At 72.5% G+C, this 22,962-nt stretch carries 21 protein-coding genes and 1 riboswitch; of the genes, 8 read left to right on the plus strand and 13 right to left on the minus strand.

Annotated features, from left to right (window positions below):
* Window positions 1-65: 65 nt before the first annotated feature.
* From ACQEUX_RS30195 to eccB, 7 genes are all read right to left on the minus strand, one after another.
* A complete protein-coding gene (locus ACQEUX_RS30195) occupies window positions 66-473 on the minus strand; it encodes a pyridoxamine 5'-phosphate oxidase family protein (RefSeq protein WP_433055596.1) in 408 nt (135 codons plus the stop codon).
* Between the two features lie 32 nt (window positions 474-505).
* Entirely contained in the window at window positions 506-847 is a 342-nt protein-coding gene (locus tag ACQEUX_RS30200) for a hypothetical protein (protein ID WP_433055599.1), read from the minus strand.
* 33 nt (window positions 848-880) lie between these two features.
* Window positions 881-1,678: a hypothetical protein gene (locus ACQEUX_RS30205; protein ID WP_433055602.1), complete on the minus strand. Its 798-nt coding sequence runs from the start codon at window positions 1,676-1,678 to the stop codon at window positions 881-883.
* 158 nt (window positions 1,679-1,836) lie between these two features.
* Window positions 1,837-2,157, minus strand: a complete 321-nt coding sequence (locus ACQEUX_RS30210) for a hypothetical protein (protein ID WP_433055606.1) — start codon at window positions 2,155-2,157, stop codon at window positions 1,837-1,839.
* A gap of 239 nt (window positions 2,158-2,396) precedes the next feature.
* The gene (locus ACQEUX_RS30215) at window positions 2,397-3,686 is read right to left on the minus strand and encodes a WXG100 family type VII secretion target (RefSeq protein WP_433055609.1); all 1,290 of its coding nucleotides are present in this window, start codon (window positions 3,684-3,686) and stop codon (window positions 2,397-2,399) included.
* Window positions 3,679-4,047 carry a hypothetical protein gene (locus tag ACQEUX_RS30220; RefSeq protein WP_433055612.1) on the minus strand — a complete coding sequence of 123 codons (369 nt, stop codon included), beginning with the start codon at window positions 4,045-4,047 and terminating at the stop codon, window positions 3,679-3,681. Before ACQEUX_RS30220 ends, ACQEUX_RS30215 begins: the two co-directional genes overlap by 8 nt.
* An 88-nt stretch (window positions 4,048-4,135) precedes the next feature.
* Window positions 4,136-5,764 (minus strand): type VII secretion protein EccB, encoded by a 1,629-nt coding sequence (gene eccB, locus ACQEUX_RS30225; protein WP_433055615.1) that lies wholly within the window; start codon window positions 5,762-5,764, stop codon window positions 4,136-4,138.
* Window positions 5,765-5,925: 161 nt separating this feature from the next.
* Between eccB and ACQEUX_RS30230 the strand changes: the two genes are divergently transcribed.
* Window positions 5,926-7,113 (plus strand): type VII secretion protein EccE, encoded by a 1,188-nt coding sequence (locus tag ACQEUX_RS30230; RefSeq protein WP_433055618.1) that lies wholly within the window; start codon window positions 5,926-5,928, stop codon window positions 7,111-7,113.
* Window positions 7,114-7,131: 18 nt separating this feature from the next.
* Here ACQEUX_RS30230 and eccD read toward each other — a convergent pair whose 3' ends face one another.
* Window positions 7,132-8,529 carry a type VII secretion integral membrane protein EccD gene (eccD, locus tag ACQEUX_RS30235; protein WP_433055621.1) on the minus strand — a complete coding sequence of 466 codons (1,398 nt, stop codon included), beginning with the start codon at window positions 8,527-8,529 and terminating at the stop codon, window positions 7,132-7,134.
* A gap of 166 nt (window positions 8,530-8,695) precedes the next feature.
* Between eccD and eccCa the strand changes: the two genes are divergently transcribed.
* The 3 genes from eccCa to ACQEUX_RS30250 all read left to right on the plus strand — a co-directional run bounded on the left by eccCa (window position 8,696) and on the right by ACQEUX_RS30250 (window position 13,499).
* Window positions 8,696-12,661, plus strand: a complete 3,966-nt coding sequence (gene eccCa / locus ACQEUX_RS30240; protein WP_433055624.1) for a type VII secretion protein EccCa — start codon at window positions 8,696-8,698, stop codon at window positions 12,659-12,661.
* A 204-nt stretch (window positions 12,662-12,865) separates the two neighbouring features.
* Window positions 12,866-13,174: a WXG100 family type VII secretion target gene (locus ACQEUX_RS30245; protein WP_110564615.1), complete on the plus strand. Its 309-nt coding sequence runs from the start codon at window positions 12,866-12,868 to the stop codon at window positions 13,172-13,174.
* 25 nt (window positions 13,175-13,199) lie between these two features.
* Window positions 13,200-13,499 carry a WXG100 family type VII secretion target gene (locus tag ACQEUX_RS30250; protein WP_433055627.1) on the plus strand — a complete coding sequence of 100 codons (300 nt, stop codon included), beginning with the start codon at window positions 13,200-13,202 and terminating at the stop codon, window positions 13,497-13,499.
* 98 nt (window positions 13,500-13,597) lie between these two features.
* Here the strand turns inward: ACQEUX_RS30250 and mycP are convergent, their stop codons facing one another.
* Together mycP and ACQEUX_RS30260 are read right to left on the minus strand one after the other, a co-directional pair.
* Entirely contained in the window at window positions 13,598-14,839 is a 1,242-nt protein-coding gene (mycP, locus tag ACQEUX_RS30255; RefSeq protein ID WP_433055630.1) for a type VII secretion-associated serine protease mycosin, read from the minus strand.
* A gap of 50 nt (window positions 14,840-14,889) precedes the next feature.
* On the minus strand, window positions 14,890-15,228 hold the full coding sequence (locus ACQEUX_RS30260; RefSeq protein ID WP_433055633.1) for a helix-turn-helix transcriptional regulator: 339 nt from the start codon (window positions 15,226-15,228) through the stop codon (window positions 14,890-14,892).
* Window positions 15,229-15,454: 226 nt separating this feature from the next.
* Here ACQEUX_RS30260 and ACQEUX_RS30265 point away from each other — a divergent pair, with 226 nt between their 5' ends.
* Entirely contained in the window at window positions 15,455-16,162 is a 708-nt protein-coding gene (locus tag ACQEUX_RS30265) for a carbonic anhydrase (protein ID WP_433055636.1), read from the plus strand.
* Between the two features lie 57 nt (window positions 16,163-16,219).
* Here ACQEUX_RS30265 and ACQEUX_RS30270 read toward each other — a convergent pair whose 3' ends face one another.
* Together ACQEUX_RS30270 and ACQEUX_RS30275 are read right to left on the minus strand one after the other, a co-directional pair.
* Window positions 16,220-17,239 (minus strand): coiled-coil domain-containing protein, encoded by a 1,020-nt coding sequence (locus tag ACQEUX_RS30270; protein ID WP_433055639.1) that lies wholly within the window; start codon window positions 17,237-17,239, stop codon window positions 16,220-16,222.
* A 4-nt stretch (window positions 17,240-17,243) separates the two neighbouring features.
* A riboswitch (cyclic di-AMP (ydaO/yuaA leader) is annotated at window positions 17,244-17,374 on the minus strand.
* Between the two features lie 166 nt (window positions 17,375-17,540).
* The gene (locus ACQEUX_RS30275) at window positions 17,541-18,911 is read right to left on the minus strand and encodes a YibE/F family protein (RefSeq protein ID WP_433055642.1); all 1,371 of its coding nucleotides are present in this window, start codon (window positions 18,909-18,911) and stop codon (window positions 17,541-17,543) included.
* Between the two features lie 353 nt (window positions 18,912-19,264).
* Here ACQEUX_RS30275 and ACQEUX_RS30280 point away from each other — a divergent pair, with 353 nt between their 5' ends.
* Entirely contained in the window at window positions 19,265-21,289 is a 2,025-nt protein-coding gene (locus tag ACQEUX_RS30280; RefSeq protein ID WP_433057249.1) for a heavy metal translocating P-type ATPase, read from the plus strand.
* A gap of 6 nt (window positions 21,290-21,295) precedes the next feature.
* On the opposite strand, the gene ACQEUX_RS30285 is transcribed toward ACQEUX_RS30280, so the two are convergent.
* Window positions 21,296-21,592, minus strand: coding sequence for a metal-sensitive transcriptional regulator (locus tag ACQEUX_RS30285; RefSeq protein ID WP_433055645.1), 297 nt, complete (start codon window positions 21,590-21,592; stop codon window positions 21,296-21,298).
* A 154-nt stretch (window positions 21,593-21,746) separates the two neighbouring features.
* Between ACQEUX_RS30285 and ACQEUX_RS30290 the strand changes: the two genes are divergently transcribed.
* On the plus strand, window positions 21,747-21,956 hold the full coding sequence (locus ACQEUX_RS30290; RefSeq protein WP_433055648.1) for a heavy-metal-associated domain-containing protein: 210 nt from the start codon (window positions 21,747-21,749) through the stop codon (window positions 21,954-21,956).
* Between the two features lie 13 nt (window positions 21,957-21,969).
* Window positions 21,970-22,956, plus strand: coding sequence for a hypothetical protein (locus ACQEUX_RS30295; RefSeq protein WP_433055651.1), 987 nt, complete (start codon window positions 21,970-21,972; stop codon window positions 22,954-22,956).
* The last annotated feature ends 6 nt before the right edge of the window (window positions 22,957-22,962 follow it).

The following is a 22,962-nucleotide window of genomic DNA, read 5'->3' on the forward strand; positions in this document are numbered from 1 at the left end:
CCGCCGGGTCGGACCGCAATCGGCCGTCCGGTTACGAACCGGTCAGATCGGACACCGCTGTCAGCTCAGAGGCTCCCCAGCAGCCGGGTCACGGTGATCTCGATGACCACCCGCTCCGGATTCGGGCGTGGCGCGCGATACCGCTCGGCGTAGCGGCGCTCCGCCTCCGCAACGGCGGTTCGGTCCGACCGGACCACGGCACGGCCCTCGATGGTCAGCCACCGGCGGCCATCCACGTGGCACACGGCCACCGCCGCGCCCGCCGGGCCGGCGGCGGCCACCTGGCGGGCCTTGCGGGAGGCGCCGGAGGTGATGACCCGGGCCAGTCCGGCGGCCGGGTCGAGGGTGACACCGACCGGAACGACGTGCGGGGTGCCGTCGGGGCGCAGCGTGGTCAGCGTCGCGAGGTGTCGTTCCGCGCAGAATGCGGCAACGCGCTCATCGCGCACATCCAACCGATGATCGCCCGCCATGCCCGTCCCCTGTCCGCCGAAACCGACCTCGATCATGGCACGCGGCGGCGTACCCGGTCCGGGTCCGGCGGGGCGTCCGGCTGGCCGGGCAGTTGGCGACCGGCCGCCCGGCGCTGGTGCACCAGCCGGGTGAGGTAGATCAGCGCGGCGGCCAGGACGCCCATGTCATCCAGGTAGATCGGGTCCGGGAGCACGTCGACCGGAAAGATCGTGTAGATCAGCGCCCCGTAGAAGGCGACCTTGCCGCCCGCGCCGAGCCCGGTCAGCAGGCGCCGCGTGCGCACCACCCGCACCGCCAGCACCACGGCACCCACCAGTGTGGCGATCGCCAGGATGCCAGCGATCACCACGAGGACCCACGCCTGTCGGGACATGCCGTCACGCTAACCCACCCGACGCCGTACGGATCAGAACGCGGGCACCGTCGCCCTACCGCGGGCGATCACCGTGTTTTCCCGGGTCTGCTCCACCGCCGGCCGGGCGACCTCGCTGAGCGGCAGTACGGACGCCGACTCCGCGACCCGGTGTCCGGTGGCAGCGTGGGCCTCCTCGCGCAGACTGCGGGCCGCCGCCACGGCCAACTCGGCCGCCCGCCAGGCAACCTGCTCCTGCTCGCGGGCGGCGGCGTGCTTGGCCGCCAGGTTCTCCCGGATCGCCCGCTGCAACACCAACTCCTGCTCGACCGGGTGCAGCCGCGGGTCCCAGCCGTCGCGGTGTGCGAAGACGTCGCTGAGCTGTTCCACCGACAGCTCCCGCCGCCAGTAGGCGTCCAACGCGGCACGGTGCAGGTAGCGCTCGCGGTCCACGTACTCGGCCGGAGTCCGGGCGGTGTGCGGCAGCGGCATCGTGGCTGCGGCGGCAAGACGCCGTACGGCCGCCTCTGCCGCCTCGTACGCCTGCCACGCGGCCTCGACCGTCTCCTGCGCGGCCACCCACTCCGACCGGCGGCGCTGAGCGGTGGCGGTGGCTCGCTCGGCCGCCACCGCGACCTCCTGCGCGTAGCGGCTCTGCTCCCGCTCCTGCTGTGCCTGTTCGAGGTGGCTCGGCATGGCCGCCCGGCGGATCCGGGCACCGGGGTCGATGCGGAGCCGGCCGGGTCGCAGCAGGAGGGCGGAGAAGGCGACCCCGACCACCCCGAGCAGGCTCAGCCAGATGACGGCGGCCCGGGACAGGTCGGGCAGAACGGTGGAGAAGATGGATTGCATGATCAGCACCTCGCGGTCGAAGGCGGGTATCGACGGGTGGCAGAGAGGAGCCCGGCGGTGGCACGGCCCGCCGGGTGGCGGGGTCATCTCGTCGGCGCCGACTGGGGGCGGTGCGACGGATGAACCGGGACCGGGCCCCGGAAGTCGCCGAGCCTGGATCAGTGGAGAGGAGGGCCGCGTCGCGCAGGAGTGCCACGGCCGGGATCGACGGCCGGAGTGTGCTCCGGGTGCACAGCGGCCGGAGCGGCCACCGCGGCGGTGTCGACCGTGTCAACCGGTCGGGCGGTAGTGGGCTGAGCCGCCCGCTCGATGGCCGGGCCGGCGTCGGGGTGCACAGCCGCCACCCGGCTGCTCACGGCGCTGGGCCGCAGCTGCGTCGGGACGGGCGGTGGGGTCGCGGCGAGGGCGCCGCCGAGGCCGACCGCGAGCACCAGCGCGGTGAGCGCCAGCCGGGTCAGGTCCCGCAGTGACCGCAGCACAGCCCATCGGACTGGGCGGAGGGGCGCTGCGGACGACACTCGACCAACCTATCGCCCGACCCGGCGTGCCGCAGCTCGGCGACGGCCCGGTCCGGCGTGACCGCCACCACCATGCGCACAGTGGACGCCGCCGATCGACACCCGGAAAGGCAGTGCCCCCGGCCGGATCGGTCCGGTCGGGGGCACCGCGCGTCGTTCGTGTGGCACCGCCGGTGGTGACGCCCGACGGCGTGGATCAATCAGTCGCCAGTGCGGAGCACCGGAGGCGCGGCGTCCCCGCCGTCCCGCCACACCATCTCGTCCTCGGTCAACCAGGTCAGCCGCTCATCGGAGTCGTCGTCCTGAGGTCGACCCTGCCCACCGAGCACCCCGGGCCGACCGGTGCCGCCGCCCGCCCCGCGGCCGGAGCCCGATCGGGCGTTGCCGCCGCTCCCGCCGCGCTGGCCGTCCACGCTGCGCCCGATCCCACTGGCGGAGCGACTGTCAGCCGGGGCCGCCCCACCGGTCGGACGGGCCGAGGGGGTGGGCGTGCTGCTCGAACCGGCGAGCGCGGCGGTGCGCAGCACCCCGCCGGCCGGTGCCCCGCCCTGCGTCCCGTAGAGGAGGCCCGGGCCGGTGCCGCCACCGGCGGTCGCCGTGGTCGGCCCGGCCAGGCCGGCCAGCCCGGCGGTGCCACCAGTGAGCAGCGCGCCGCCGATCAGCGGGTCCGCGCCAGCGAGACTGGTGCCGGTGGCGCCGGAGGCGTCAGCACCGACCGGGCCGATGGCGACGGCCGGCGTGCCACCGGTCGCGGGACCGTGCCCAGGGATCAAGTTGTCCCCGGTGACCGGCGGCGGGCCAACGCGGTCGGGTGTCGCGATGGTCGCGTCGCCGCTACGCGTGGTGCCATCGGTGGTGGTGGGCCCAGCGCTCACCTTGGCGATGGCCGAGACACTCTGCGGGGTCGTCGAATCCTTGCTGACGCTGTCCGGGGTGTCCGGGTCGGGCAGGGGCGGATCGACCACCCGGTCGTAGGCGGAGAGCTCGTAACCGCTGGCCAACTCGGCCACCACGGTCACCATCCGCTGGTGGGCCTTCTCCTGCTCTTCCTTGTCCTGCTGGTGACCCATCAAGCCGCCGACCACCGCGCCCGTCAGACCGAAGGTGGCGGCCCCCTTGATCGCGCCGCTGATCAACTGGTCGTTGTCATCGGTCTCTTCCGGGCTCTCCGCCTGCTTGTGGGCGGTACGCAGATGGTCGGCCATCATGGTCAACCCCTGCTTGATGCCGGCCATCCCCTCGCCCAACGCGTCGGCGTGCGCGACGATCAGGCTGAGCCGCCGGTGAAACTCCAGCCCTGCCGAGCCCGTCCAGGTGTTGCCGAGCTTCTCAAGGTCGCCGCTCAGCTCACGGCCGAGACCGTCCAGGATTCCCTTCAGCTCAGCCCACTGGGCGGCCACGCCCTCGACCTGCTCCGGCTTGCCGGCCATCACGCCGTCGTACAGCTCCTTGTGACTGCGGCCCTGGTAGCGCTGGGTGTACTCAGACACGCCCGTCCTCCTTCGGCTGCAGCGCCCGATCGACCCCGCTCAGCGCGGCGGTGACATCGCTGGCGTTGGCCGCGTTCCGTGCCTCGGCGGTGCGGTAGTTGGTGAGGATCGTGTCGGTCGCCTGCTGTGCCGCCAGCACCGCCTGTCGGATCCGTTGAGCCTGGACGACATAGGACTGGTGGACCTCGCTGTAGCGCTGCGCCTTGTCAGTGGCGTCGAAGAACGCGCCCAACGCCGGAGGGCGGCACTGCATCTCGGTGTTGAGCTTGCGCAGCACCGTATCGACCTGGCTCAGCCGCGAGGCCAGGTGCTTGTGGAAGTCCTCTAGGGACAGCAGGTCGACTTCCGTACGCCCGGTCATGGCAACATCCCCGTCGTTCTGGTTGACAACCGTCAGCGACATTCAGGTTAGTCCACCGCCGCGACTCGGTGCGACCCGTCAAAGCTGCTCAGTGGTCGGCCTCGGTCGATCCGATGGGCGTGCCGCCGCCCGCTCCGCCGGACGAAGGGGCGCCGCTGGCCGGAGCGGACGGCGTCGACCCTGACCTCGGTGGGGTGGACGGCGGGGTGGACGGCGGTGCGGCGGACGTGGGCGCGGAAGACGGCGGTGAGCTGGACGGGGGTGCGCCGGTCGACGGTGCGGCGGACGTCCGTGCGGCCGGCGCCGGCCCGTCTGGCGAGAAGACGGCCAACGCGTCCTCGAGGGCCAGGGTGGGCCCGGTCGGGATCAGCGAGAGCAACGAGCCGGGCACCGCCAGCGGGGTGATTCCGCCGTAGCCCAGCACGTCCAGCGTCGCCGCCGAACCGAGCGGGTACCGGATGCCCTGCGGGCTGATCAGGTAGATCGTCGAGCCGGCGGCACCGGATCCGCTGGTCCCGGCACCGGGCGAGGCCTGCGCGATGACGCCCTTGCCACCGGGCAGCAGCACCGCCTCGGCGGTGCGTACGGCGTCCCGTCTGGTCTGTCGCACCGGCAGCGGGCCAGGATCGCTCGCGGTCAGCTCAGCCGGCGCCCGGTCGAAGACCTCCAGGGTGGTGGTCGGCGGGCCGCCCGCGCTGCCCGCCCGGTACGTCGCGCAGAGCGCCGTCTGACCGGACCTGGTCGGATAGAGGGCGGGCAACGTCGTCGGCAGCCCCTCCTCCTCCACCCGACGCTCGACGTAGAGATCACCGGCCTGATCCGGCGTGATGTCGGTGATCTGACCGCCACCGCTGACCATCAGCAGAGCCGTGATCTCAGTAATTGAGACGAGACCTTCCCGGGTCAGTACGTAGTGCCGCCCGGCGGCCCGGAACACCTGACCGACGGTGGCCGGTCGGTTGCCCACGCTCTGCCTGCTGCGCTCGCCCTCGCCGGGCAGCGACGGCTTGCGCAGCGGTGGCCCGGCCGGTACGGCGTTGAGCAGTTGCTGCCCGACCCGTAGCTGTGTGGTGCCGGCCATCTTCAGCGCCGTGATCGTCTGGTCGCCGCCGAGCACCTGGAGTCGGGCGTTGTTGGTGAGCAGGTACCGCTGGTTGTCCACGACGACCAGCGCCGCGCGGTCGCCCAGCGGCGTTCCGCCGGGCAGCGCCCGGTCGATTACCACTCGGGTGCTGGACCGCTGCCTGTCGACCGGGTCGGGCACGTCGCAGACCGACCAGGGCAGCCCGGTCAGCGACTTGCGGTCCGGCAGGGCGTCCGGTGCGCCGACGATGCCGAGGGTGTGCCCACGTGGCCGGTCCCGCAGCGACGCCTGGGACATCGTCCGCACCTGCGCATTCGGATCGTTCAGGATCAGACGGGCCGAGGTGTAGTTGAGCGTCGGAAGCAGTTGCCCGTTCATGAACACGTACGTCGCGCCGGTCTCCCGTTCGATGACCAGCGTCTGGTCTTGCAGCGGCGCGGTGTTTCCGGTCAACTGGCCGTAGGCACCAACCCCGCCGAGCACCACGGCGGCGGCGATGACACTGCCGAAGACCGCCATGCCGAGGCGTCGCATCGGCAGGTTGGTGGTCTCCGGATCGCCCGACAGCAACGCGGAGACGATCCGGCGGGTGACGAAGCGGTACGCCTGCACCTGATCGCGGCGGGTCCGCATGACTTACCTCCGGCGGGGTGGATCCGCGACGATCAGGTCGGGGTGCCGTCGCGGGCTTCCCTACGATAAGGGGCCGGCGGCGGTTCCTCGGGACCACCGCCCGTGGCCGGCACCGGACCGACCCGGCGCAGAGCCGTACCGTGCAGGAGGGACAGTCAGCGATGACGCAGGTTCAGGCGCGACCCGCCCCGGCGGCCACCGGCCCGTCCGACGTGACAACTCGGTCGACGCTGCCGATCGAACGGCCGGGCCGTGGCCGGATCGGCCCTGTGCTGGTCGGGCAACTCGTCGTGCTGGAGCTGTGCGTGGTCGGCGTCTGGGCCGCGACGGCCGGCCCCAGCTGGCTGCTCGCCGTGGTGGGCGCCGTGGCGCTGCTGATCGTCCTGACGGCCTTCGCCCGCCGAGGTGGCCGCTGGTGGTTCGAGGACGTGCTGCTGCGCCGGCGGCTGCGGCGACGCGCCGAACGCGCGTCGGCGGCACTGGACGGCGGCACGGCGACCGACCCGCGCCTGGCCGCGCTCGCCCCCGAGCTGAGCGTCATCGAGTTGACCGATCGGGGCACGCGGCTCGGCATCGGGCAGGACGACCAGGGCTGGTTCGCCGCGGTCGCGTTGCAGTCCGCCACGGGCGCGGCCGTCGGTTCGGTGGAGGCGTCCACGGTGGACCGTGCGCTACAGGTGCTGGCGGATTTCAGCGCGCCGGTCTCCCGGGCCCAGGTGGTCGCACACACCCTGGTCTGGTATCCGGCACCCGGTGCGCCGCCGGCGGCGCATCGGACCGTCTGGGTGGCACTGCGGATCACGGTCCGCGACGCCCGGGTGGAGGCGGTGAGCCGGGGTGGCGGACTTCCCGGCGTGCACCGGACGGTGGCTGCCGGGATCGGTCGGCTGGGCAAGGCGCTGACCTCCGCGGGCCTGGCCCACCGGCCGTTGGGCCGCGACGAACTGCGCGCGGCCATCGTCTCGGCCGCCGGGTTGGACCTGGTGCCGGAGGCGCCCGCCGAGACCTGGCAAGGGCTGCGCGGCGGCGGTTGGACGCACCGCTGCATGGCCCTGCGGGGTCGCTCGGACGCACCGCTCGGCCCACTCGTGGACGCGATCACCGCGACCTCGGCGCCGTCGCACACGGTGGCCGCGACGGTATCGGCGGACGGTCGGGTGGCGGCCCCGCTGCTGCGGGTCGCAGCGATGGACAACCACGTCGAGGCGCTGGTCAAGGTGGTCCGTGAGGTGGCGCATCGGGCGGGCACGTCCACCCGGCCCATGGACGGTCAGCATGGCCCGGGCGTCTACGCCACCGCGCCGGTCGCGTCGGCGCTGGGCGTCTCCGGCCGCCCGCAGACGCGCTGACGGCCGGGGCTCGGGCGGTCAGGGCCGGAGGTTGACGATCCAGCCGTAGAGACCGCAGACCCAGAAGGCGAGCGGGACAAGCGAGATGATCAGCAGGATCTCGGCGATGTCGAGCAACCGGCCCCAGACCGGTGAGATGCGCTTGCCGGCGACGGTCAGACCGTAGATCAGGCTGACCACGGCGGCCAGCACCAGCCCGCCCAGGATCAGGCCGAGCCGGACCGGCAGTGATCCACCGGCGAAGGTCGTCGCGGCGGCCAGGCCCAGCCCCACGGACCCGGCCAGCAGCACCGGGGTGCGCTGGGCGCGGCCCAGGAGCGGTCGGGCCCGCAGCAGCGACAGCAGGGCCAGCACCAGGCACAGCAACACCGCCGACAGGCGCCCGTCCAGGGCCAGCACCAGTTGCGCGCCCAGCACCAGCAGCGACACGGTCCACAGCAGACCGGTCAGGAACTCGTCGGCACGTTCGCTCTGCTGGAGCACCTGCCGGCCGTCCACCGACTCGCTGTCGGTCTTCAGGTCATCCGGGCCGGTCGGGATCGACGGCACCGGCAGCCGGGCCAGCCGGTAGGCCGCCATCGGCAGCGCCGGCACCACGCCGAACGCGATCGCCGCCACCACCGCGGCGGAGGCCGGCGCGTCGAGGCCGACCACCAGGCAGAGCAGCGCACCCAGGCCGGTCGCGGCCCCCACCCCGATCGCGGCGAAGAAGAGGGGGTACCGGTCGCCGACCGCCAGCACGGCCACCGCACCGGCGACCACCGTTGCGGTCGCCGCGAGCAGGACGTGCGGGCTGGCCAGCTCGGTCAGCGGCCGATCGCCGGCCAGCAGCAGTAGGCCGCCGGTGCCGGCGTGCGCCAGGCCGACCATGGCCAGCACCGCGCCGGTGCGGCTGTCACCGGAGGCTCTGGACAGCACCGCCGCGGCCACCAACAGCGCCACCGCGACCAGCAGCGCGGCCACCGCGCCGGGCAGGTGCGGCGGGCCGGAGAAGAGCGCGGCAAGCGCCCCGGCGCCGAGTGCCACGGCGGCGAAGGCCACCGCGAAGGACCGGGTCGCGCCGACCTGCCAGGCACCAGGGCGTTGGTTGGTCGCGGTGGCGACCGCATCCACCACGTCGTCGAAGACGATCTCCGGTGCGGCCTCGGACCGGGGGTTGAAGTAGAGCACCTCACCGTCACGGACGCCGAGCTGCGCAGCGGTACGCCCACCATCCAGGGGCGCACCACCCAACCGGGACAGAGCCCAGCCGCCGTGCCGCGCACCCTCGTCGGCCATGTCCTCGCCGGCGTAGCGCAACAGGGTGGGGAGCAGGTCGGCCATCGGCACATCCGACGGCAGCGCCAGATCCATCCGGGTACGGGGAGCCACGATGGTGATCCGGCTCAGACCACCGGTCGCCGTCTTCGTCGCCACAGTGGCCTCCAGGTGTGCGTCTGTGATCGGCTAGCCGCGATGCTTCGGTGCGGGTCCACCGCGCCCACGGCAGATTACCTACGATGGCGGGCACGTACAGTGCCCACCCGCGGGCTCCGGTCCGCGGCGGCATGTCATCAGGGCCGCTTCTGGGGAGGAGACAGCCGTGAGCACGGTCGTGTTCCGCCGGCTCCCGCGTCAGCCGGGACCGGCCCTACCGCGCGGTGAGGTGCTGCTGGAGTCCCCTCCGGAGCTACCCGAGCCGACGCCCCGCGGGATGGGGCAGTTGCTCATGATCCTGCCGATGTTCTGCGGGGTCGGCGCGATGGCGTTCCTCTACGCCGGCAAGGGCGGCGGCATGATGACGTACGTCGCCGGTGGCCTGTTCGGCGTCTCGATGCTGGGCATGGCGATCGGCTCGCTGGCCAACAACGGCGGCAAGGACAAGGCCGAGCTGAACGCCGACCGCCGCGACTACATGCGCTACCTGGCCCAGATGCGCAAGCGCACCCGGCGTGCCGCGGAGCAGCAGCGGGCGGCGATGGCCTGGCGGCACCCGGAGCCCGACGCGCTCTGGTCGATCGCCGCGTCCCGGCGGCTCTGGGAGCGACGGATCACCGAGGACGACTTCGGCGAGACCAGGATCGCGCTCGGCCCGCAGCGGCTCGCGGTGGAGATCGTTCCACCGGAGACGAAGCCGGTGGAGGACCTGGAGCCGATGAGCGCCATCGCGCTGCGGCGGTTCGTCCGCGCCCACTCGACCGTGCCCGAGTTGCCGACCGCGCTGTCGGTGCGCGCGTTCAGCCGGGTGGTGCTCCGCGGCGACCGCGAGCCGGTGCTCGACCTGACCCGGGCGGCGCTCGGGCAGCTGGCCACCTTCCACGCCCCGGACGACCTGGTGATCGCGGTGGTCGCCGCGCCCGACCGGCAGTCGTCCTGGGGCTGGGTGAAGTGGCTGCCACACGCGCACCACAGTGGCCGTACGGACGCCGCCGGTGCACGCCGCCTGGTCTTCGCCAGTCTGGCCGAGGCCGAGGCGTCGCTCGCCAGTGAGCTGGCCGGGCGGCCTCGGTTCGCCCCGGAGGCCAAGCCGCTGACGACCGCCCCGCACCTGGTCGTGGTGATCGACGGTGGCGAGATCTCACCGACCTGCCAGCTGGTGGGCCCGGGGCTGCTCGGCGCCACCGTGATCGACCTCTCCGGGACGGTGCCGCGCGACGCCGGCCGCTGGCTGCTCTGCCTCGACGTGGGTGATGGAAGCTCGCTCGACCTGGTCCGGGGCAGTTCGTCGTCGCCGCTGGGTCGGCCCGACCAGCTCAGCGCCGAGGCCGCCGAAGGGCTGGCCCGGCAGATCGCCCCCTACCGGCTCTCCCAGCAGCAGACCAGCAACGACGAGCCGCTGGCCCGCAGCATGGAACTGCCGGACCTGCTCGGCGTCGGTGACGCCGCGACGGTGGACGTCCAGAACACCTGGCGTCCGCGTGGTCACCGGGACCGGCTGCGCATCCCGCTCGGCGTCGGCCCGGACGGCAACGTGGTCGAGCTCGACTTCAAGGAGTCGGCGCACGAGGGTATGGGCCCGCACGGTCTGGTGATCGGTGCGACCGGGTCCGGCAAGAGCGAGCTGCTCCGTACGGTGGTGGCCGCGTTGGCGGTGACCCACTCGTCGGAGGAACTCAACTTCGTCCTGGTGGACTTCAAGGGCGGCGCGACGTTCGCGTCGCTGGAGGCGCTGCCCCACACCAGCGCGGTGATCACCAACCTGGCCGACGAGCTGCCGCTGGTCGACCGGATGCGCGACGCGCTCGCCGGCGAGATGGTGCGGCGGCAGGAGCTGCTGCGCGCGGCCGGCAACTACGTCTCCCGCTTCGAGTACGAGAAGGCCCGCGCGGCCGGCGAGCCGCTGGCCCCGATGCCCAGCCTTTTGATCATCTGTGACGAGTTCAGCGAGTTGCTCGCCGCCAAGCCCGACTTCATCGACCTGTTCGTGATGATCGGCCGGTTGGGCCGGTCGCTCGGCGTGCACCTGCTGCTGGCCAGCCAGCGGCTCGAAGAGGGCAAGCTGCGCGGCCTGGACACCCACCTGTCGTACCGAATCGGTCTGCGCACCTTCTCCGCAGTGGAGAGCCGGATTGTGCTCGGTGTGCCGGACGCGTACGAGCTGCCGAACGCGCCGGGCCACGGCTATCTGAAGACCGACACCAGCACGATGCTGCGGTTCCGGGCCGCGTACGTGTCAGGGGCGTACCGGGCGCCGGGGCAGCAGGCCTCCGCCTCGCAGGCGTTGGTGCAGCGTCGGATCGTGCCGTACGGCCTCGACTTCATTCCGGCGCAGCTTCCGCAGATGCCGGTGGACACCGCTCCGGAGCCGGAGCAGCCGGCCGACGGCAAGGCCGTGGCGATGCTCGACGTGCTGATCGACCAGCTCAAGGGCCGGGGCCGTCCGGCGCACCAGGTGTGGCTGCCGCCGCTGGCCGACCCGCCGGGTCTGGGTGAGTTGCTCGGCCCGCTGGCGGTCGACCCGACGTACGGGCTGTGCACCGCGTCCTGGCCGGGCCGCGGGCGGCTCACCGTGCCGGTCGGTGTGGTGGACCGTCCTTACGAGCAGCGCCGCGACCCGATGATGGTCGAGTTGGCCGGGGCCGGCGGCAACGTGGTCATCGTCGGCCGCTCGCTGAGTGGCAAGAGCACGATGCTGCGTACGCTGCTCGCCTCGTTGGCGCTCACCCACACGCCACGTGAGGTGCAGTTCTTCTGCCTGGACTTCGGCGGTGGCGCGCTGCGCAGCCTGGAGCGGTTGCCGCACATGGCCGGGGTGGCCGGTCGGCGGGACGTCGAGGCGGTGCGCCGTACGGTGGCCGAGGTCGTCGCCGTCCTGGATGACCGGGAGGCGCGGTTCGCCCAGCACGGCATCGACTCGGTTGCCAGTTACCGTCGTCGGCGGGCCGCCGGCGAGTTCGCCGACGACCCGTTCGGCGACGTGTTCCTGGTGGTGGACGGCTGGAACACGCTGCGCCAGGATTACGAGGAGCTGGAGCAGACGATCACCACGTTGGCCAACCGGGGCCTGGGCTTCGGTGTGCACGTGGTGCTCACCGCGGTGCGCTGGGCGGAGATCCGGATCAACATGCGGGATCTGCTCGGCACCAAGCTGGAGCTGCGCCTCGGCGACGCGTCCGAGTCCGAGATCGACCGCCGGGCGGCGATGAACGTGCCGGAGAAGTCGCCCGGTCGCGGTCTGACCCGGGACAAGCTGCACTTCCTCACCGCGATCTCGCGGATCGACGGCCGTCGGGACATCGAGGATCTGAGCGAGGCGTCGCTCTCCCTGGCCGGGCACGTGGCGGCGAACTGGCCGGGCCGCCCGGCGCCGAAGGTGCGGCTGCTGCCGCGCCGGCTGCCGGTGGCCGAGCTGGCCCGGATCATCGACCGGTCGGTGCCCGGTCTGCCGATCGGTGTCAACGAGTCGGCGCTCGCGCCGGTCTACCTCGACCTGGCCAACGAGCCGCACCTGACGGTGTTCGGCGACGCCGAGTGTGGCAAGACCAACCTGCTGCGGTTGATCGCCCGGGGCATCACCGAGCGGTACACGCCCGCTCAGGCCCGGCTGGTGATCGCCGACTACCGGCGTGGCCTGCTGGGGGCGGTGGAGGGCGATCACCTGCTCGACTACGCCCCGTCCAACCAGGCGTTCGCCCAGGGGCTCGGCTCGATCCGCAGCGCGCTGTCCAACCGGTTGCCCGGTCCGGACGTGACCACCGCCCAGCTTCGTGATCGCAGCTGGTGGAAGGGCCCGGACCTGTACATCCTGGTGGATGACTACGACCTGGTGGCCTCCGGTGGCAGCAACCCGCTCAGCGCCCTGCAGGAGTTGTTGCCGCAGGCACGCGACATCGGCCTGCATCTGATCATCACGCGTCGGGTCGGCGGGGTGTCGCGGGCGCTCTACGAGCCGGTGCTGCAGCGGCTGCGCGAGTTGGACTCGCCGGGCCTGCTGATGTCCGGCAACCGGGAGGAGGGCGCGGTCTTCGGCACGTTGCGACCGAGCCCGCAACCGCCCGGCCGGGGCACCCTCGTCCGCCGCCGCGACGGCCAGCAGCTGATCCAGACCGCCTGGTCCGAGCCGTCCTGAGCGGGTCGGTAGTTCGGTGGGAGGTGTGAGCCATGTCGGCCCGATTCACCGCCATCCATCGAACGTCACCGGTCAGGGCTGCGAGGGCTGGACAGGTTCCGCTACGGTCTTCACTGGAGTGTCCGTCGGTGGGGTGTTGGTGCCTTGCCGCGGGGGAGGGGTGCGGCAAAGCCGCCACCACAACATGACGGAAGGGTGTGAAGCATGGCGTTCGAGGTCGAAGCTGCGACTCTGCATACCGCCGCGAGTGACGTGCGGTCCACGCGCAGCGAGGTCGACGGCGAGCTGAAGAAGCTGTGGAACGTGGTCGACGACCTGGCCATGGCGTGGAAGGGTCAGGCGTCCACGGGCTTCCAGTCGCTGATGACGCGCTGGAACGAGGACACCGTCAAACTGCTGACGGCGATGGACAACATCGCCGACCTGCTCGATCAGTCGGGTACGACGCACCAGGTCAACGACGAAGAGCAGCAGCAGATGCTGGACAAGTTCCACTCTGCTCTCAACCCGTGATCCGTAGCCAGCAGAGGAGGAAAACGTGACGATCAAAGTTGACTATGCGGTCCTCGAGAGCAGCAACCAGCAGATGCAGGCCATCTCGAAGACCATCGACGAGAAGCTCGACACGCTACGGTCGATGCTGTCCAAGCTGCAGTGGGACGGCGAGGACCGGGTTGCCTACGAGCAGCACCAGGCGAAGTGGGACACGGCGGTCCGGGACATCAACCGGATCCTGAACGAGATCGGCGGCGCCGTCGGCATCGCCCGCGAGAACTACGTCTCCACCGAGATGAGCAACTCCAAGGTGTGGGATGGCGGCGGCGGCCGCCGCGGCTGACCAGCACCGCCGAGCAGGCTGAGGCATTCGCCGATGCGGCTCCGGTCCGGTTCACCCGGGCCGGAGCCGCATTGTGTTAGGCGTCACCGCAGCGACGGTCAGCCGGCAGCCGGTGCGTCGGTGCGCCGGCCAGGGCGCCAGCCGCGCTGGCGACCCCGGGTCACGATGGGTCGCGCGATCAGCAGCAGCACGGTGAGCAGCCCGCCGATCGCCGCCGCCCAGATCGCGGCGGTGCGTTGCCCGCTCAACGGGTCGTCGCGCACGGCCGGGGCTGGGAGCGCGGTGGCGGGCGGGTTCGTCCGGGTGCCCAGCAGGCTCGACACCGCCCGGTACGGGTTGACCACCCCGTAACCGATGTCGGCGTTGTGACCGGCCGGTGGGTTGTCCGCAGTGCGTTCCAGCCGTTCGGCGACCTGCTGCGGGCTGAGACTCGGGTAGGCGGCCCGGACCAGCGCGGCGGCTCCCGAGACGTACGCGGCGGCGTAGCTGGTGCCGCCGTTCGGCTCGGCGCGGTATCCGGCCCCCTGGGGTGCCGGCCCGATGATGTTCAACCCCGGTGCGGCGATGTCGACGTAGTCGCCGCTGATCGAGGTGCCGACGTGACCGCCCTGTTCGTCCACGCCACCGACAGCGATGACCCCGGGGTACGCGGCCGGGTACCCCGGCCTGTTCTGGGAATCCTCCGTGCGGTTGCCAGCGGCGGCGACCAGCACCACCCGCTTGGCGAGCGCGCGCTCGACGGCCGCCGTCAGCTCGGGGCGGGGGATGGTCGTCAGGGACAGGTTGATCACGTCGGCGCCCTGCGCGACCGCCCAGTCGATCGCTGCGGCGATCTGCACGGGAAGCAGCGGGTCGTTGGTGTCCTTGAGGTCTGGCAGGACCCTGATCGGCAGGATGCGGGCCGCCGGAGCGATCCCGCTGAACGGGACGCCCGTGCCCTCCCGGCCAGCGATGATGCCGGCGATCATCGTGCCGTGCCCGACCATGTCGCACTGGCCCTGGTTGGCCGGCAGGTCGTTGAAGTCGCGGCCCTCGAGCACCTGGCCCTTGAGTAGCGGATGGGTGGCGGAGACGCCGGAGTCGATCACGGCCACCGTCACCCCGGCGCCTCGGGACAGCGGCCACGCCGAGGAGGGTTCCAGCCGGCGCAGCGCCCACGGCGTCTCCGCCAGGCCCTCCTCGCCGGCTGGGCCGCAGTTTGGCGGCGCCGCTGCCGCCGGGGAGGGCGCCACCAGGCCGGAGCCGAGCAGGGCCGCCAGCGTTCCACTGAGGACGCTCCGGATGGCACGTCCGGTACGGCGGGACGGTCGGGTCGCGCTCAATGGCGGGCAATCGCGCACCCGCAGAGATTACCGCTGTGTCCCGTCGGGCAGCGGCCCGGCGACGACGGTCAGGCCCCGGGGGTCGTCGCCTCCGCGGTCGGTGTCTCGGCGAACAGCGCGAGTAGGTCACCGACCTGGCGGTCGGCCTCGGCGGGGTGTCGGAACCGGCCGGCCGGGTTGAGCGTGTATTCGTTGCGCCGTCCGACGCGGGTGCGGTGCAGGTAGCCGCCCGCCTCCAGGTCGGCGACGATCGCCTGCGCGGCCCGTTCGGTCACGCCGACCTCGGCCGCGACGTCGCGCAGCCGGGCCGTGGGGTCGCGGGCGATGGCCAGCAGGACGTGCCCGTGGTTGGTGAGGAACGTCCAGTTCCGCCCGCCACCGGTGTCGCCCGCCGCCGTGCTCGCCATCGTTGGACCCTATCTCCGGATGTCCGCCTGCCTCACGGCAGTCTCGTCCGCCCTGCACTCGGGCCGTCGCCCAGGGTCGACCCGGGGTCAACGTATGAAATCTATATCACGCATACCTTGACGCGTCTTAGGGTGCGTGTGACGGTGGAGGCCGAGCCAGCGCCCGCCGCCGGCCCGGCTGAAGAGCCGGTTGACCAGGTCAGATGCGTGAAGACGAGGTGCGGGGATGAGCCAACCCGGGATGTTCGGCAGGCAGCCGGGTCCGCAGCGGACCACCGACCGGGCGTCCGCGCCCAGCGAGCCGACCCGGGCGTACGCCGAGCTGGTCGCCGGCAACCAACGTTTCGTCAGTGGCGCCCCACGGCACCCCAATCAGGACGCGGAGCACCGAGCCGCCGTGGCCGACGGGCAGCACCCGTTCGCGGTGATCGTCGGCTGCTCCGACTCCCGCCTGGCCGCGGAGATCATCTTCGACCGGGGGTTGGGTGACCTGTTCGTCGTCCGTACGGCCGGACACACCGCCGGCCCGGAGGTGCTCGGCAGCGTGGAGTACGCGGTGACCGTGCTCGGCACCCCGCTGGTGGTGGTGCTCGGCCACGACTCGTGCGGCGCGGTGCAGGCGGCCCGGGAGGCCGTGGCGACCGGCACCGCACCCGGTGGCCACCTGCGGTCGGTGGTCGACGCCGTGCTGCCCAGCCTGCGCCGGGCCGAGGCCGAGGGCGTGGACGACATCGGCGGCATCGTCGACATCCACATCGCGCAGACCGTCGAGACGCTGCTGGGGCAGTCGCCCGTGCTGGCCGACGAGGTGGCGCAGGGGCGCTGCGCGGTGGTGGGTGTGTCGTATCAGCTCGCCGCCGGAGTGGTGCGCCCGGTGGCCGCCGTGCCGGCCGGCTTCGCGACGCTCGACGTGCCGGCCGCGCCCGCCGCCTGACGCGTCGAGGGCCGCCCCGCGCGACGCGGAACGGCCCTCGACGGGGGATCGTGCGGGTCAGAGCAGCGACATGTGGACGTGGTCGGTGTGGTTCGACGGCCCGCTGTACGAACTCCAGCCGGTCGCGGGGAACCAGATCTGCCGGTTCCAGATCACGTAGTAGATGCCGAGTCGGTCGGCGTTACGGATGAGGAACGCGGCGACGTTGTTGCCGTACGTCCGGGTGTCCTCGTTGTGCCACGGGGAGAAGCCGCTCTTCTGCAGCGACCAGTCGCAGGCGCGGCCCTTCGGGTGCTCCCACGGCCCACCGGAGCGGTAGCAGCCGACGAACCGGTTGAAACCGGCCCGCTTGACCTCCTTGTACGCGTGCAGCGTGCGAGGCGTGACGCAACCGGACGTGGTGGGGTCGTTCTCGCTGCACGACTGAGGCTTCCAGTCACCGTCGGCGGTGCGACCCGGGCCGATCCGGGCGACGGGCGATGTGGCGTCCACCAGGCCACCGGTGAAGCCCTTCCCGCCGACCAGGGACAGCGCCTTGTCCGCCTCGCTCTTCCGCTTCGCCATCAGGGCGGTCTGCTTCTGCTGCTCACGGACCTCCGTGTCGAGGGCCAGCTTGGCCTGCTCGGCGCGAGCCTTCACCGCGTTGACCTCAGAGAGCTTCTTCTCGTTGACCATGTTCATCTCGTCGAGCGCCGCGGCGCGCTGGACGAACGAGTCGGGAGCGTCGCTCTCCAGCAGCATCGCGATCGCACCGATCCGGCCGGTCCGGTACGACTGGGCGGCGATCTGCCCGACCTGTGGCGCCAGCGCGTCCAGGTCAGCCTTGGCCCGGTCGACCTCCGCTGCCAGCTCCAGCTGCCGCTTCTTGGATTTGTCCAGCTTGGACTTGGCGGCGGAGTAGTCGCGGTTGGCCTGCTCGATGACGTCGTTGAGCAGCTTGGGCTCGCCGTCCTCCTCGTGCCCCGACGGTGTGGGGGTCGTCGGGGCGGCGTGGGCCGGGAGGGGTCCGGCGAGCACGGTCAGTGCGGCGATCACGGCCACCACGGGTGTCAACCAGCGGCGTAGGGGTGCCGTCACAATGTTCCCTTCCGTCGACCGCCGACCGGGTTAGCTGACGGGTTCGGGGCGGAAGTGGCCCCTACCGCTGACGCGGATTCACCCCACGTACCTGGGTCCCCGGCTCGCCGGTTGGCGATTGGGCGGCGGCACCGCAGGCGCCGCTTCGCGCCTTCATCGGTAACCGGCAGCGAGGTTACCCGAGAGTCGACCGAGTGAGCTACGCCTGGATGCCGACCAAAAGTGTCATTTCGCCATAGCGTTGAGTGACCAGTGACGTGGTTCTCAGGGTGGATGCCCGATCTGGTCACGCTGAGGAGTGTCACCATGTCGTATCCGTGCTCCTGTTCGACTGCGGCCACCGGTCGGTGGCCGTGGATGGGGGTGGGGTCCGCGTCTGATCCGGCTCGTCGGGGCGACCCGTTCGCGGTGAGATGAGTGCGGCCAACGCCTCCGACCGGTCCGGTTCCGGTCGCGGGGCGGGAGCGCCGGCGGACGGTGTGGCATCGGTGCGCCCGGCGGCGGTCACCACCGCGGCCAGCCCGGTGGTCAGCGGCACGGCGGCGATCAGACCGAGCGTGGCGACCGCGCTGCGGACGATTTCCTGCGCGAGGAACTCGCTGGTGAGGATCTGCCCGATCGGCCGCGAGTCGGCGGTGAGCAGGAGCAGCAGGGGTAGCGACGCCCCCGCGTACGCCAGCACGATGGTGTTGACAGTGGAGGCGATGTGCGCGCGGCCGACCCGCGTGGCCGCACGGTACAGCTGCAGCCGGGTCAGCCCCGGGTTCGCGTTCGCCAGCTCGGTGACGGTGGCCGCCTGGGTGACCGTCACGTCGTCGAGCACCCCGAGCGAGCCGATGATGATCCCCGCGAGCAGCAGGCCGTGCAGGTCCACGTCACCCTGGAACATCGACAGCGTCGTCGCGTCCTCGCTGCCGAAGCCGGTGAGGTGGGTCGCGGCCGTGGCGATGGTGGCGAGCACGCCGGTCAGTACCAGGCTGCCCAGGGTGCCGAGCACCGCGACCGAGGTCTGCGCGGTGACCCCGTGCGTCAGGTAGAGCACCACGAACATGATCAGGGCGGCGCCGACCACCGCCACCAGCAGGGGTGACCTGCCGGCGCCGATGCCTGGCAGCACGAAGGTGAGCAGGATGGCGAAGCTGGCGGCCAGCCCGGCGAGCGCGGCCAGGCCTCGCCACCGGCCGAACGCGATGATCGCGGCGGCGAAGACCACCGCCAGCCACACCATCGGGGTGCCGCGCTGGTGCTCGGCGATGTTCCAGTTGCTGATGGTGGGATCGGTCGGGTCGGTCAGCTCGACCAGGATGACCTCGTCGCCGACCTCGACCCGGGGTGCGCCGGGCCCGTCGGGAACCGGTGTCTGCACCTGCTGGCCGGCGGCCGGCCCCTCGTCCACCCGGACGTCGACGGTGCCGCACGGCCCGGCACCGACCTCCGGCGTGCCCTCGGGGCTCGCCGGGACCGGCGGGCACGGCTCGGTCACCACCCGGGTCACCGTGCCGGGGTAGCGCGGCACGTCCGCTCCGCCGTCGGTCTGCGGTGACCCGCCGCGCGGCCAGAGCAGCACGGCGGCGAGCACGGTGGCGATGAAGAGGGGCACCACCGTCACGACGAGGATCCGTCGTACCCGGGGCGGGGCGGACGGAGCGGGGTGGGTGTGGTCGGAACCCAAGGCGAGACTCCCAACGATCCGGTGCGGGATACGTGTCAGTGGTCGGGTCGGTTCACCGTGGCCGTGGAAACCCGACCAGAGGCGCGGCGGATCGCTGGCTGACGACCGCTCGATCACGGACGGTCAGCGCCCGGCCCGGTCGGCCGGAGGCGGCGCCACGTCGCGGTGGCGACGTGGCCCGGCTGTGCAGCGGCATGCGGAGGGCCATCGTGGGAGATGCTAGCCAGGCCGACCCGCGGATGCAGGTCGTGACGGAGTGTCGGGTGGTCGAACCGCTCGCGGGGCGGCCCCCGACCCGTCATGTTGGAGTCATGCCCACTCCGTCGGACCGCCAGCAGCACGACGCCCCCGCGATGCGGCACGCCGGGCACGGCAAGCACGGCGGGCACGACAAGCACGCCGGGCACGATCCGGCCATGTTCCGTCGTCGCTTCTGGGTCTGCCTGGCGCTCACCATCCCGGTGGTCCTGACCAGTCACCTGGTGTGGGATCAGTTGGGCCTGCGCGAGGACGTCCCCGGCCGGTCCTGGGTGGGCCCGCTGCTCGGCTCGATCGTGTTCTGGTGGGGCGGTTGGCCGTTCCTGGTCGGCGCGGTCCGGGAGGTGCGGGACCGGGCGCCCGGCATGATGCTGCTGGTCGCGATGGCGATCACCGTCGCCTACACCGCGTCACTGGCCACCAGCGTGGGCGCCTTCGATCTGGATTTCTGGTGGGAGTTGGCCGCGCTGGTCACCATCATGCTGCTCGGGCACTGGCAGGAGATGAAGGCCATCGGGCAGGCCCGGGGCGCTCTCGCGGCGCTGGCCGCACTGCTACCGGACGAGGCCGAGCGGGTGGCTGCGGACGGGCGGGTCGAGGCGGTTCCGCTGACCGACCTGCGGGTCGGTGACGTGGTGCTGGTCCGGCCGGGGAGCCGGGTGCCGGCGGACGGCGGCATCGTCGACGGCAGCGCCGAGCTGGACGAGTCGATGATCACTGGCGAGTCGCGGCCGGTCGCCCGTTCAACGGGCGACCGGGTGGTGGCCGGCACCGTCGCCACCGACTCCGCGATCCGGGTCCGTGTCGAGGCGGTGGGTGAGCAGACCGCGCTCGCCGGCATCCAGCGGATGGTCGCGCAGGCCCAGGGCTCCGGCGGGCGGGCCCAACTGCTGGCCGACCGGTTCGCCGCCGCGCTGTTCTACCTGGCCACCGGCACCGCCGTGCTGACCGTGCTGGTCTGGACGGCGCTCGGCCAGCCCGACGAGGCGGTCGTTCGCGCGGTCACCGTACTGGTGATCGCCTGCCCGCACGCGCTGGGTCTCGCCATCCCGCTGGTCGTCGCGCTCTCCACCGCGCTGGCCGCGCGGTCCGGGATCCTTCTCAAGGACCGGTTGGCGTTGGAGCGGATGCGGACCGTCGGCGCGGTGCTCTTCGACAAGACCGGCACCCTCACCCGGGGTGAGCACGTGGTCACCGACGTGGTGTCGGCGGCGGGTGCCGAGCGGGACGAGGTCCTGCGGATCGCGGCGGGCGTCGAGTCGGAGAGTGAGCATCCGTTGGCCCGGGCGATCGTGGCGGCGGCCGGGCCCGCCGGTCCGGCCCCGGCCGCCGGGTTCCGGTCGCTGCCGGGCCGCGGGGTGCAGGCCACCATCGACGGTACGGAGTACGCGGTGGGCGGGCCGGCGCTGCTGCGAGGGCTGGGCCTGACGCTCCCGGCGGAGCTGGAGGCGGCGACCGGGCCGTGGTCGGCGCGGGGTGCCGCGGTGCTGCATCTGGTGCGGCTGCCGGAGACCGTGCTCGGCGCGTTCGCGTTGACCGACGAGGTGCGTCCGGAGGCCCGGCGGGCCATCGACGAGCTGCGTGCCGAGGGCGTCCGGAGCATCGCCATGATCACCGGCGACGCCCGGTCGGTGGCCGACGCGGTCGCGGCCGAACTCGGCTTCCGGCCCGGCGTCGACGAGGTCTTCGCCGAGGTGCTTCCGGCGGAGAAGGACGACCGGGTGGCCGACCTCCAGCGGCGAGGGTTGACCGTGGCGATGGTCGGTGACGGGGTGAACGACGCACCGGCGTTGGCTCGGGCGGACGTGGGCATCGCGATCGGCGCGGGCACCGACGTGGCGATCGAGTCCGCCGGGGTGGTGCTGGCGTCGTCGGACCCGCGCGGGGTGGGTGCCGTGGTCCGGCTGTCCCGGGCGTCGTACCGGAAGATGCGGCAGAACCTGGCCTGGGCGGCGGGCTACAACGTGGTGGCGCTGCCGCTGGCGGCGGGGGTGCTGGCCTGGGCCGGCGTGGCGTTGAGCCCGGCGCTGGCCGCGGTGCTGATGTCCGCGTCCACCATCGTGGTGGCGCTCAACGCGCAGTTGCTGCGCTGGGTCCGTCTCGGCCCGGCGTCGGACTGAGGGCGGTCAGCCGCGCTTCATCAGCCGGCCGACCGCCGCCATCATCTCGGTGGCCATCTCGTCGGCCCGGCCCTCGGCCGCCCCCTCGTGCATGCAGTGCCGGGCGTGCCCGTCCAGCAGCCCCAGCGCCACCTTGTCGAGTGCGGCCTGGATCGCGGAGATCTGGGTGAGCACGTCGATGCAGTAGCGATCGTCCTCGACCATCTTCTCGATGCCGCGGACCTGCCCCTCGACGCGGCGGAGCCGCGCGAGCAGCTGGTCCTTGCTGGCGGTGTAGCCCCGGATCGGGGTGGGTGCGGTCATGCCGACCAGGATAGCGTACCCCCCAGGGGTATGGTACGGTCCTCTCCTGACCGGATACCCCCACCGGGTACCGGTAACGTACGCAGGCAGAGGTCTGCCTCCAGCTTACCCCCTGGGGGTATGGGCTGCGGAGGCGGCGAAGGGAGACAGTGCGATGGTTACCACGACGTACCAGGTGCAGGGCATGACCTGTGGGCACTGCGTCAGCGCGGTGAGTGCCGAGGTTGGCGCCATCCCCGGTGTCCAGGATGTCCAGGTCGACCTCGCGTCCGGCCAGGTCACGGTCAGCAGCGACCAGCCGCTGGACACGGGGGTCGTCCGAGCCGCCGTCGACGAGGCCGGCTACGACCTCGTCGACGCGTGATCGGAGGGCCGGCATGCGCACCGTGACGAGACTGGCCGGGTTCGCTGTCGGTCTGGCGGCGGTCTTCGGCGCGACGTACGGGGTCGGCCAGCTGGTCGACGCCCCGGTCGTCGAAAGCCGGCACGACAGCGGTGCCGAGCACGACGAAACGGGGAAGCACGACGAGGCGGCCGACCGGCTCCCCGGCGGCCTGCTCGTCTCCGACCGCGGCTACACCCTCGAACCGGTCGACGCCCCGGCCGACGAGTTCGCCTTCCGGATCACCGGGCCGGACGGCCGACCGGTGACCCGGTACGACGTGGCGCACGACAAGCAGATGCACCTGATCGTCGCCCGGCGGGATCTCTCCGGCTTCCGTCACGTGCACCCCGACCTGGCCCCGGACGGCACCTGGCGGGTCGACACCCCGCTGGCCGGCCCCGGTCAGTGGCGGGCGTTCGCCGACTTCACCCCGACCGGGGGTGAGGCGCTGACCCTCGGCGTGGACGTGACCGTCCCCGGTGCGCTGACCGAACGGCCGCTACCCGCCCCGGCGACCAGCACCACCGTCGACGGCTACACGGTCACCCTGACCGGCTCGCCGCAGCCCGGTCGCACGTCAGCGCTCACCCTGACCATCAGCCGCAACGGGCAGCCGGTCACCGACCTCGAGCCCTACCTGGGCGCGTACGGGCACCTGGTCGCGCTGCGCCGGGGCGACCTGGCGTACCTGCATGTGCACCCGGACGGGACGCCCGGCGACGGGCGGACGCAACCCGGCCCGGCCGTCACCTTCCTCGCCGAGGTGCCCTCGGCGGGCAGCTACCGGCTCTATCTCGACTTCCGGCACGGCGGGACGGTGCGCACCGCCGAGTTCACCGTCGTCACCGGCACTCCACCGGCCGGCACCCCACCCGCCGGCACCCCGCCGACCGACGCCCCGCCGACCGGGGGAGCCCCGAGCGGACCCGCACCGACCGGCGGCGCCGACCACGGCACCCCCGGGCACGGGCACAACTGACGGGAC

The organism is Micromonospora sp. CA-259024 (assembly GCF_050936255.1).
Classification (GTDB): Bacteria; Actinomycetota; Actinomycetes; order Mycobacteriales; family Micromonosporaceae; genus Micromonospora.

Bases quoted from the DNA above. Each gene is read 5' to 3' on its own strand.
- ACQEUX_RS30290 (WP_433055648.1), top strand. From the start codon at position 21,747: ATGGTTACCACGACGTACCAGGTGCAGGGCATGACCTGTGGGCACTGC.
- ACQEUX_RS30265 (WP_433055636.1), top strand. From the start codon at position 15,455: ATGAGCCAACCCGGGATGTTCGGCAGGCAGCCGGGTCCGCAGCGGACC.
- ACQEUX_RS30200 (WP_433055599.1), bottom strand. From the start codon at position 847: ATGTCCCGACAGGCGTGGGTCCTCGTGGTGATCGCTGGCATCCTGGCG.
- ACQEUX_RS30205 (WP_433055602.1), bottom strand. From the start codon at position 1,678: ATGCAATCCATCTTCTCCACCGTTCTGCCCGACCTGTCCCGGGCCGCC.
- ACQEUX_RS30220 (WP_433055612.1), bottom strand. From the start codon at position 4,047: ATGACCGGGCGTACGGAAGTCGACCTGCTGTCCCTAGAGGACTTCCAC.
- ACQEUX_RS30285 (WP_433055645.1), bottom strand. From the start codon at position 21,592: ATGACCGCACCCACCCCGATCCGGGGCTACACCGCCAGCAAGGACCAG.
- ACQEUX_RS30260 (WP_433055633.1), bottom strand. From the start codon at position 15,228: ATGGCGAGCACGGCGGCGGGCGACACCGGTGGCGGGCGGAACTGGACG.
- eccB (WP_433055615.1), bottom strand. From the start codon at position 5,764: ATGCGGACCCGCCGCGATCAGGTGCAGGCGTACCGCTTCGTCACCCGC.
- ACQEUX_RS30230 (WP_433055618.1), top strand. From the start codon at position 5,926: ATGACGCAGGTTCAGGCGCGACCCGCCCCGGCGGCCACCGGCCCGTCC.
- ACQEUX_RS30195 (WP_433055596.1), bottom strand. From the start codon at position 473: ATGGCGGGCGATCATCGGTTGGATGTGCGCGATGAGCGCGTTGCCGCA.
- ACQEUX_RS30245 (WP_110564615.1), top strand. From the start codon at position 12,866: ATGGCGTTCGAGGTCGAAGCTGCGACTCTGCATACCGCCGCGAGTGAC.
- ACQEUX_RS30280 (WP_433057249.1), top strand. From the start codon at position 19,265: ATGCGGCACGCCGGGCACGGCAAGCACGGCGGGCACGACAAGCACGCC.
- ACQEUX_RS30295 (WP_433055651.1), top strand. From the start codon at position 21,970: ATGCGCACCGTGACGAGACTGGCCGGGTTCGCTGTCGGTCTGGCGGCG.